Here is a 9,563-nt window from a genome sequence, read left to right as displayed (position 1 = left end):
GGCAAGCGGGGCAGGGTCGACGAGGTCACGTGGTCAAAGGTGCAGGCCGTGCCGGCGACGATCGCAGAGACTCAGGCGTACGCATTGCGTCAACTCGACGCGCTCGCGGAAAAGATGGAGCGCAAGACCAAGATCGGCGATCTCGCCACGACAGCCACCCGAGCCGGCTCCGTTGTTCGGGAGTGGCTCGCCGTTCTGGCTCGCTGCTTCCAACTGCAGGACGCGATCGCCGTGCTCGAACTCGACCGGGTGCTGGACGCATCTCCGGAGGAGCTGAACGGGCATCGCCTCGGACTGAAGGCTGCCCGGCAGGCCCGGCTGGATCACATCTCGCGGAGCACCGGGCTCCTGGTGGCCAGGATGAACACGGCTGCGGACACGGCCAACGCGAAGGTGTTGCTGCACCCGACCAAGTCCCCGGCCGTAGTTCTGGCGAGCAACCATGTCGCAATCGTCGTCCATGACTTCCACGGGCGGCTCGGGATTGAGTCCGGCCGCCAGTCATCCGAGGCGAGACGGTGGATGCACGCGGCGGTGGAGGCGAGGGGCAGGGCGCTTGAGACAGGAGCAAAGGGCGTCGATGCCGCCAGAAGCCTCGGCAGCGACACTCTCGACCGGGCCAACTCGGTAAAGGGCAAGCTCTCCAGCGGGATCGCCGAGCGAGCCCGCCGTCGGCGCGGGGACGAGGCGGAGCGCAACGAAGAAGACTGAGCCACCGGGCGAACACTCAAGTTACTAACACGAATGTTAGTAACTTTGCTGTTAGGTTCAGCGCTATGGGCAACTTCGTAGGCCGGGCACGCGAGCTCGAAACCCTGGACCGTGAGCTGGGCAAGGTGGCCGCCGGGGTCGGTGGCGAGCGGCCGGGGCGGTGCGTCATGCTGCGGGGGCGCCGTCGCGTGGGCAAGTCCCGGCTGGTCGAGCGCTTCGCCGAGCGGTCCGGTGCACCGTTCCTCTTCTACGCCGCCACGGGAGCGTCGCCGCACGTCGATCTTGATCGGTTCGCCCAGGACGCGCAGTCCTCGAATCTGCCCCTCGCCGGCCTGCTCGCCTCGGCCCGCCCCGCGAACTGGGATGCCGCCCTCGACGTACTGGCGGCGGCTCTGCCGCACGACCGGCCCAGCGTGGTGGTCATGGACGAGGTGCCGTATCTGATGGACGCGGAAGGCGCGTTCGAGGGCACGCTGCAACGGGCCTGGGACAGGGTGCTGGAGACCAAGCCGGTTCTGCTGATCCTCATCGGCTCCGATCTGTCGATGATGGAGGCGTTGAACAGCTACGGCCGTCCGTTCCACCAGCGAGGCCGGGAGATGGTGCTGGGGCCACTCAATCCGGCGGAGGTGGGCGCGATGCTGGGCCTGGACGCGGCCGAGGCGTTCGACGCGGCCCTCGTCACCGGCGGGCTGCCCCTGATCTGCGCGGAATGGCCGCACGGCGCCGGGCTGTGGGACTTCCTGTCGGCAGCCCTCAGCGATCCCGTCTCGGCACTCCTGGTCTCGGCGGAGCGTTCGCTGGCCGCCGAGTTCCCCCAGCAGGTGCAGGCGCGCGCCGTCCTCTCGGCGATCGGCAGTGGCGAGCGGACCTTCACCAACATCGCCCGCGCGGCCGGCGGGATCGGTGCGACCCCTCTCAACCGGTCGCTGGGGATCCTCACGGACAAGAGGGTGATCGCGGCCGAACTCCCCCTCTCCACGCGCCCCTCGAAGGATCGTCGTTACCGGGTCGCCGACCCCTATCTCCGCTTCTGGCTGCAGCTGCTCGGCCCCGCGATGGAGGAGATCGAGCGAGGCAGAGGTGACCTGACATTGCGACGCGTCCGGGACAACTGGACCAGTTGGCGGGGCCGGGCCGTCGAGCCCCTGGTACGCGAGGCGCTGGCCCGCCTGCTGCCGGACGGAGACCTTCCGGCAGCGCCCGCCATCGGCGCGTACTGGACCCGTACCAACGATGTCGAGATCGACATCGTCGGAGCCGACCGGGCGCCCATCGCCAAGGAGTTGCTCTTCGTCGGCTCGGTGAAGTGGCTGGAGAACTCCCCGTTCGACCGCCACGACCTCGCTGCGCTGCATCACCATCGAGCCGCCCTTACGCACCACCCGGTCCCGGTGGTCGCGGTGTCCCGCAGCGGAACGGACTGCACGGGACTCGACGCGGCCTACGGCCCGGCCGACCTGCTCACGGCGTGGCCCTCCTGAGTCACACCTCGACAGCGAAGCCCACGAACGCCGTCCACTCGTCCAGCGGAAACGCCGGCGTGGAACCGGACTTGGCTTCCGAGTCGCGGATGTGCACCGCCTAGAGGTACCCCGAACTCGCCGACGCCGCAACGCTCTGCGTGACCGAGATGCTCGCCGACGTCCACCGCCACGTGAAGTCCCCGGAGTGCGAACTACGCCTCCGCACCCTCCCGGAAGGCGGGGTTCGCGTCGCCGTCGCCGAGCGTTCGCCCGAACTGCCCGTCCGGTACACCGAACCCGACTGGGATACGGAGAGCGGACGGGGGATTTTCCTGATCGCGTCCGTGGCCGGCCAGTGGGGTGTCACGCCCAGGCAGGGCCGACGCGGCGAACAGGGGTGGGCGGAGTTCACAGCAGTGAAGTCTTGACCCGCCCGGTGAGCCCCGGCTTACGGTGGCCGCCGCCGAACAGGAGCCCGCGCCCATGACCAGCCCGTACGTGAAGGGGATCACCCGCGAGGAACACCTCGCGCATCTTCGGCTGCACCCGGACGCGAGCCATCTCCAGATCCCCGAGTGGGCAGACGTGAAGCCCGACTGGACGGCGGAGAGCGTCGGTTGGTTCGAGGGCGAGGCGCTGGTCGCCGTAGCGCTCGTGCTGTATCGGGCGTTCCCCGGCACCGGTCGCTTCCTCGCCTACCTGCCCGACGGGCCGGCGATCGACTGGCACAGCCAGCGCCCGGAACGGTACCTGGACCCCCTGATCGCGCACCTGGAGAAGGAGGGCGCGTTCTCCGTCCGCATCGGCCCGCCGCTCGTCGTCCGGCACTGGGACGCGGCCACCGTCGCGGCGGGCGTCGCCGACCCCTCCGTACGGCATCTGCGGGATCTGCCCACGGACGGCATCGACGGCTACGCGCTGGACGCGGCGGAGCGGCTTCGGCGCCTCGGGTGGCGGCGGTGCAAGGAGGAGGACGGGAGCGGGTTCGGGCTCGGACAGCCGCGTTACGGGTGTCAAATCCCCCTGGCCGGGCGGTCGGTGAACGATTTGCGGGCCGCGCTCTCCCCCAACTGGTTGCGGTCGCTGCAGACGGCTGAAGGCGGCGGGGTCGGGGTCTTCTGGGGTTCGGCCGACGATCTGCCCGCGTTCCACCGCCTGTACCGGGCCACGGCGGAACGCGACGGCTTCAAGCCCCGCCCCCTCGACTACTTCCGGCGCATGTGGCAGGCCTTGAACGCCGAGGAGTCCGACCGACTACGCATCTACCTCGCCGAGTACGACGACGAGGTCCTGTCCTCCGCCCTGATGATCAGCACCGGCCCCCGCGTCTGGCACTCCTACCCCGCCTCCGGCCGCCGCGGCCGCGAACTCCGCCCCAGCAGCCTCCTGTTGTGGCGCATGCTCTGCGAGGCCCTGGACTCCGGCGCGGACACCTACGACCTCCGCTCCATCACCCCGTCCCTGATCGCCGAGGACCGCCTCGTAGGCCGCCTTCTCTTCAAGACAGGCGCGGGCGGGCGGGCCGTGGAGTACCTGGGTGAGTGGGAACGCCCGGTGGGATCCCAAGGGCGGGTCCTGCAACGGGCGTTGAGCGTCTACCTGGCCCGCAAGTAGAAAGGGCGGGCGCAGTCCCGCCCTTTAGGGGCGCGGGGAACTGCGCGACCAGCCCCCACGCACCCGCACCCAACATCCGACCGAGCGGGGTCCGGGGGCGCAGCCCCCGGGGATGGGACGGGTAGGGGCGGCGGGGGCGATTCAACGCCCTTGCAACCGCGCCGCCAACTCCCGAACCTCCGGAAGCCGAGCCAACAACGCCGCCCCCGGGCAACTCGTCATGTACCCGTCCTTGTGCCCCGCCAGGGCAGGCAGCATCGCCGTCGCACCGCTGGCGTACCGGCTGAGGCTGTTGCTGGACACCAGCCGCGCCTTCGCCCGCGGATCCACATCCGCAAGCCCCAACTTCCACGCAGCCAGCGCGGCAATCGCATCGGTCATCACTTTCGGCACCGCCATCCCCGCCGTGAACGTCCCGATCGCCGCGATCCCCGCCGTACGGTGATTGAAGCCCTGCGTGTGCGCACCGGTGACCGCCCGGTCGACACCCCCCGCCCGCCCCTCGTAGATCGTCCCGCAGTGGTCGACGAGGAAGTTGTAGCCGATGTCGTCCCAGTCCCGGACCCCGGTCTGGCCGGCGTACAGGTACCGGATGATGCGGGGCGCGTCCGCGCAGTCGTAGCCGTTCGGCGAGTCCGTGTGGTGGACGAAGACGGCGAGGACCTTGTCGTCGTAGCGCGGAGGTGGCTGTGCGTGCCGGGAGAGGGCGTCGAGCCAGGCCGAGCGCGGGACGATGTGCGGTTTGGGCGCGCCGTGCTGGAGGGCCGCCGGGCGGGCCGCGACCGGTCGCCGTACGGCTGTCGTGGCGTGGTGGCCGATGCCGTTCGCGCACAGGGCGAGCACCAGGACGGCGGCGAGGCCGGGCAGACAGGCCAGCAGAACGACCGCCGCGCGGGGTATTCGTACCCGCAGCCGTCGTCTTCGTGCACCCGGCGTTCTTCTCAGGACACGCATGGTGACACTCTCGGCCGGATTCGGTCCGTCCGCGATGTGTGCTGTGCCACCCGGTGGAACCATCGTCCTGGTCCGGCACGTTTCTGGGGGTACACGCACGCGTGGAGGGTTGGCGGAGGCCACGCGCGCGTGACTGATCAGTGGGCCCGTTCCTCGCGTACTAAGGGTTCCGAGAGAAAGGCGGCTCCGTGGACCTGCTCGACCTGCTGTTGTTGCTGGTGATCCTCGCCTACGCGGCGTCGGGGTACCGGCGCGGCCTCGTCGCCGGATGTGTGTCGCTCGCCGGGTTCGTGGGCGGTGCGGTCATCGGCGTATGGGTGCTGCCGTGGGTGATGGACCTGGTGACTCCGGGGACCACGACGGCGACGGTGACCGCCGTGCTCACCGTGCTGACCCCGGCGGTGGTCGGGCACGAACTGGCGGGGCGGCTCGCGCTCAAGCTGCGCAAGGAGCTGGACCAGGGGCCGCTGCGGGTGGCCGACGGGATCGGCGGGGCCGCGGCGAACTCGGTGGCGGTGATGATCGTCGCGTGGGTGGCCGCGAGCGTGCTGGGCGCGTCCTCGTCCGCGACGGTCACGACGGCGATCCAGGACTCGACGCTGCTGGGCAGCGTGCAGAAGCTGATGCCGGAGACGACACCGACGTGGTTCTCGCGAGCCACCTCCGCGCTCACCGAGGCGGGCTTCCCGCAGGTCTTCAACCCGTTCGAGAACGAGTCGACGGCCGAGGTCGCCAAGCCCACCGGCGACAGCGTCACGGCCGCCGCGACGAACGCCTCCAAGCGGAGCACGGTCAAGATCGAGGGCTCCTCGGGCACCCAGGGCCGCGAGGGCAGCGGCTTCGTGTACGCCCCGCAGCACGTGATGACCAACGCGCACGTAGTGGCGGGCATCGACGACCCGACCGTCCGCATCGGCGGGGTCGGGCGGTCGTACGAGGCACGGGTGGTCCTCTTCGACCCGCAGAAGGACGTCGCCGTGCTGTACGTGCCGGGGCTGTCCGCGCCCGTGCTGAGCTTCGACGACAGCGCGGCCCGTGGCGACTCGGCCGTCGTCGCCGGCTATCCCCAGGACGGCGACCTGAACCTCCAGGCCGCGACCGTCGCCAACCGCGTGAACGCGACCGGCCAGAACATCTACAACAACGGGACGGTCACCCGCGAGATCTACTCGATCCGCTCCACGGTCCGCCCCGGCAACTCCGGCGGCCCCCTCCTGACGACCGGCGGCAAGGTCTACGGCGTCGTCTTCGCCCGCTCCACCTCGGACGACGAGACGGGGTACGTGCTGACGGCCGACGAGGTCTCCGGGGACGCACAGCGCGCGGCGACCGCCACCGCCGAGGTGGACACGGGCGACCTGGTCACGTCGTAGGCCACAAGCGGTCGTAGCTCAGAGCGCGCGGCCCATGAAGACGTCGTCGACGTACTTCCCGTCGAGCAGGAACTCCTCGGGCAGTACGCCCTCGACGACGAACCCCTCGGCCTCGTAGAGCCGCCGCGCCGGGGCGTTGTGCCCGAGCACGCGCAGCGTGAGCCGGCGTGCGCCCCGGCGCCGGGCCTCCTCCACGACCGCCCGGACCAGTGCCCGGCCGACCCCCTTGCCGCGCGCCTCGTCGGCGACGGCGAGCCCCTGGATCTGCCGGACGTGCGCGTTGCAGGCGAGCTCCGTGGGGGCGCCCAGCCGGATGTAGCCGACGATCCGGCGGTCGAGCTCGGCGACCAGATGGTCACCGGGCGCGTGCCGGTCGTCGAAGAAGGAGCCGTACGGCGGCTGCGGCAGCGGCATGACCGCGTGCAGGGTGGACCAGGTGGCGCGGTCCAGTGCGCCGAGTTCCTCGTCGTCGTCGGGCAGGGCGATGCGTATGTTCGGCTCGGACATGTGGGCCAGGGTACGGCGGGGGCGGCGCCGTCCTCATGGGGGTTTTATGGATCAACGAGGCAGGATGGACACCATGGAACGCTCGCGAATCGCGGTGACCGGCGCCTCCGGTCTCATCGGCAGCGCACTGGTCCGGTCCCTGACCGCGGACGGGCACGAGGTGGTGCGCCTGGTGCGGCGCGGCGCCCGGGGCGCGGGCGAGGTGTGCTGGGACCCCGAGGGGCAGTACGTGGACGCGGCCGGCCTCGACGGCTGCGACGCCGTGGTCAACCTCGCTGGTGCCGGGGTCGGCGACCACCGCTGGACGGACGCCTACAAGAAGCAGGTCCGTGACAGCCGCGTGCTCGGCACGGCGGCCCTCGCGGAGGCCGTGGCCTCGCTGGACCGGCCGCCGCGGGTGTGGGTGAACGGCAGCGCGATCGGCTTCTACGGAGAGACGGGCGACCGTGCCGTGGATGAATCGGCGCCCCCTGGAGACGGCTTCCTGCCCGCGCTGTGCACGGAGTGGGAGGAGGCGACGGCACCCGTGCAGGAGGCGGGCGTACGGACGGTGTTCGCGCGGACCGGGCTGGTCGTGGCGCGTGAGGGCGGGGCGTGGGCCAAGCTGTTCCCCCTCTACAAGGCGGGACTTGGGGGACGGTTCGGGAACGGGCGGCAGTACTGGTCGTTCGTCGCGCTGCACGACGAGGTGGCGGCGATCCGGCATCTCATCGACACGGACGGGCTGTCCGGCCCCTTCAACCTCACCGCGCCGAACCCGGTGACGAACCGTGAGATCGCGGCGGCGATGGGCCGCGTGCTGCGCCGCCCGAACCTCTTCACGGTGCCGGCGCCCGCGCTGAAGCTGGTGCTCGGCGAGATGTCGGGGGATGTGCTGGGGAGTCAACGGGTGCTGCCGAAGCGGCTGTTGGAGTCGGGGTTCACGTTCGCGTTCCCGGAGATCGAGGGAGCGATCCGGGCGACGCTGTAAGGGGCGCGCGAGGGCCGGGCGAAGGACGGGCGAGGGCCAGGCGAAGGACCGGCGCGCGGCGATGACCGTTTGACGCCCGCCGATGACACTCGGCGACCGTATGCGACCGCTGTGCGACCGTGCCCTGCGTATGCGCGACTCCCCTTGACCGATCACGGCCCTAACCTCGACCCGAACTCGGGTATCCCTGAAGGCTGTTGGGGGCATGACGTCTCCACCGGCCGCTCAACGTCGAGGAGGGGCACGTGTTTGAGCCCGCGTACCAGGCGGACGTAGTCGTCGTGGGAGCCGGGGTCGCCGGACTCGCTGCGGCGCATCGGCTGATCAGCGCAGGAGTAACGACCGCAGTCCTGGAGGCCGCCCCTTACGTGGGGGGCCGTATGTCGACCGAGAAGGTCGACGGGTTCCAGCTCGACCGGATCGGACAGTTCCTGTCCACCTCGTACCCCGAACTACGCCTGACCCCGGGCCTCGACGCCCTGGTGCTGCGCCCCTTCGCCCCGGGGGTCCTCCTCCACAGCGACGGCCGCCACCACCACGCGGGCACCCCGGCGCCCGGAGGGAGCGCGTGGGGCGCACTACACGCGGTACGCGCCCTGGCGAGCGCCCCCAGGTCGGGGGCGGTACGGAAGGGCCCTCTGTGGGGCGGGCCGGTGACACGGGGGCGCGGGGGCGTCTCCTGGGCCGCGGCGGCACCAGAGGGCAGGGCAACACTTGGGGACCGTACGGAAGGTGCCTTCGGGGACGGGGCCGAACCGGACCAGGCCGCGACCCGGGGCGCGCTCAGGGGCCGGGCGGGTTCTCCCTGGGGCGGTCCGGCGCTCAGGGACCGAGCAGGCTCCACCTGGGGCGGTCTCGCGCCCAAGGACCGGACAGGCCCCTCCTGGGGCGCGCTGACGCCCCGGAACCGGGCGGACTCCTCCTGGGGCGGGCCCGCGCTCAAGGAGCGCTCGGTGGACGCGCGAGGGTCCTCGACCGTACCCAGGTCCCGTTCCGGCGCCCCGCTCGGCGGCCCCGTCGACCAGGCCCGCCTCGGCACCGCGCTGACGCGCCTCGCCGGCACGCCGGTCGAACGCCTCCTGTCCCGGCCCGAGTTGGCCGCAGGGCAGGCGCTCGCGGCCCGCGGGGTACCCGCACGGACCATTGACGGATTCCTGCGCCCGCTCCTCGCCGCGCTGCTCTGCGACCCGGAGTTGACCACCTCCAGCCGGTGCGCGGATCTCGCGCTGCGCGCCTTCGCGGGCGGGCGGTTGTGTGTGCCGGAGGGCGGCGCGGAGATGCTGCCCGAGGTGCTCGCCGCGGCGCTGCCGCCGGGCACCGTGCACACGGGCGTGCGCGTGACGGCCGTATCGACGACATCGGTGACCACCGCCGAGCACGGCGAGATCCACTGCCGGGCGGTCCTGGTCGCGACGGACGCGCGCGCGGCGGCCGAACTCCTGCCCGGCCTGCGCGTACCCGACTTCCACCCGGTGACGGTGGTCCACCACACGACCGACGACCCGCCCACGACCGGAGCCGCCCTGCTCCTCGACTCCGACCGCGGCGGCCCGGTCGCGCACACGGCGATCGTCAGCGAGGTAGACCCCAGCCGCGCTCCGGCCGGCCGCGCCCTCGTCTCCTCGACGGTCCTGGGCCCTCCCCCGCCGGACATCGACACCGCCGTACGCATGCACTTGTCCCGCCTCTACGGCACCTCGACCACCCGCTGGGAGACCCTCGCCGTCCACCACACCCCCACGGCGGTCCCGGTCATGCGCCCACCGCACGATCTACGGCGCCCCGTACGCCTGTTGGCCGGCCTGTACGTGTGCGGCGACCACCGGGACACGAGCACCGTCCAGGGCGCCCTGCACTCTGGCCACCGGGCGTCGTCGGCGATTTTGGCGGACCTGGGCGCGGCAGGTTCGATGCACCTGGCGGAGCAGATGCAGACGACACAGGCCGCCTGAAACCCCCTAGGGGCGC

Annotated in this window: 9 protein-coding genes and 1 pseudogene; 7 read left to right on the top strand and 3 right to left on the bottom strand. The window is 71.5% G+C overall.

From position 1 onward, the window contains the following. Positions 1–711, top strand: a pseudogene (locus SPR02S_RS49495) (hypothetical protein); the annotation flags it as partial. A gap of 65 nt (positions 712–776) precedes the next feature. Beyond that, positions 777–2,195, top strand: a complete 1,419-nt coding sequence (locus SPR02S_RS49490; protein ID WP_019064499.1) for an ATP-binding protein — start codon at positions 777–779, stop codon at positions 2,193–2,195. A gap of 1 nt (position 2,196) precedes the next feature. On the opposite strand, the gene SPR02S_RS66385 is transcribed toward SPR02S_RS49490, so the two are convergent. Next, a complete protein-coding gene (locus SPR02S_RS66385; protein ID WP_019064498.1) occupies positions 2,197–2,292 on the bottom strand; it encodes a DUF397 domain-containing protein in 96 nt (31 codons plus the stop codon). 43 nt (positions 2,293–2,335) lie between these two features. Here SPR02S_RS66385 and SPR02S_RS58180 point away from each other — a divergent pair, with 43 nt between their 5' ends. Both SPR02S_RS58180 and SPR02S_RS49475 read left to right on the top strand, forming a co-directional pair. Continuing rightward, positions 2,336–2,605, top strand: coding sequence for an ATP-binding protein (locus SPR02S_RS58180; RefSeq protein WP_019064497.1), 270 nt, complete (start codon positions 2,336–2,338; stop codon positions 2,603–2,605). A gap of 55 nt (positions 2,606–2,660) precedes the next feature. Beyond that, positions 2,661–3,791, top strand: coding sequence for a lipid II:glycine glycyltransferase FemX (locus SPR02S_RS49475; RefSeq protein ID WP_019064496.1), 1,131 nt, complete (start codon positions 2,661–2,663; stop codon positions 3,789–3,791). A 141-nt stretch (positions 3,792–3,932) separates the two neighbouring features. Here the strand turns inward: SPR02S_RS49475 and SPR02S_RS49470 are convergent, their stop codons facing one another. Further along, entirely contained in the window at positions 3,933–4,745 is an 813-nt protein-coding gene (locus tag SPR02S_RS49470) for a peptidoglycan recognition protein family protein (RefSeq protein ID WP_245607764.1), read from the bottom strand. 188 nt (positions 4,746–4,933) lie between these two features. Here SPR02S_RS49470 and SPR02S_RS49465 point away from each other — a divergent pair, with 188 nt between their 5' ends. After that, positions 4,934–6,118 (top strand): MarP family serine protease, encoded by a 1,185-nt coding sequence (locus SPR02S_RS49465; protein ID WP_019064494.1) that lies wholly within the window; start codon positions 4,934–4,936, stop codon positions 6,116–6,118. Between the two features lie 18 nt (positions 6,119–6,136). Here SPR02S_RS49465 and SPR02S_RS49460 read toward each other — a convergent pair whose 3' ends face one another. Then, positions 6,137–6,625: a GNAT family N-acetyltransferase gene (locus SPR02S_RS49460; protein ID WP_019064493.1), complete on the bottom strand. Its 489-nt coding sequence runs from the start codon at positions 6,623–6,625 to the stop codon at positions 6,137–6,139. A 73-nt stretch (positions 6,626–6,698) separates the two neighbouring features. Here SPR02S_RS49460 and SPR02S_RS49455 point away from each other — a divergent pair, with 73 nt between their 5' ends. Beyond that, positions 6,699–7,595 carry a TIGR01777 family oxidoreductase gene (locus SPR02S_RS49455; RefSeq protein WP_026151616.1) on the top strand — a complete coding sequence of 299 codons (897 nt, stop codon included), beginning with the start codon at positions 6,699–6,701 and terminating at the stop codon, positions 7,593–7,595. Between the two features lie 245 nt (positions 7,596–7,840). Further along, entirely contained in the window at positions 7,841–9,547 is a 1,707-nt protein-coding gene (locus SPR02S_RS65435; RefSeq protein WP_026151615.1) for an FAD-dependent oxidoreductase, read from the top strand. Positions 9,548–9,563: the final 16 nt, after the last annotated feature.

The organism is Streptomyces prunicolor NBRC 13075, assembly GCF_000367365.1.
GTDB lineage: Bacteria > Actinomycetota > Actinomycetes > Streptomycetales > Streptomycetaceae > Streptomyces > Streptomyces prunicolor.
The sequence above is the reverse complement of the archived record's forward strand: the minus strand, read 5'-3'. Positions and strand labels throughout refer to the sequence as shown.

Excerpts from the sequence above, each read along its gene's own strand:
- SPR02S_RS49490 (WP_019064499.1), top strand. The coding sequence starts at position 777 with ATGGGCAACTTCGTAGGCCGGGCACGCGAGCTCGAAACCCTGGACCGT.
- SPR02S_RS49475 (WP_019064496.1), top strand. The coding sequence starts at position 2,661 with ATGACCAGCCCGTACGTGAAGGGGATCACCCGCGAGGAACACCTCGCG.
- SPR02S_RS49470 (WP_245607764.1), bottom strand. The coding sequence starts at position 4,745 with ATGCGTGTCCTGAGAAGAACGCCGGGTGCACGAAGACGACGGCTGCGG.
- SPR02S_RS49460 (WP_019064493.1), bottom strand. The coding sequence starts at position 6,625 with ATGTCCGAGCCGAACATACGCATCGCCCTGCCCGACGACGACGAGGAA.
- SPR02S_RS49455 (WP_026151616.1), top strand. The coding sequence starts at position 6,699 with ATGGAACGCTCGCGAATCGCGGTGACCGGCGCCTCCGGTCTCATCGGC.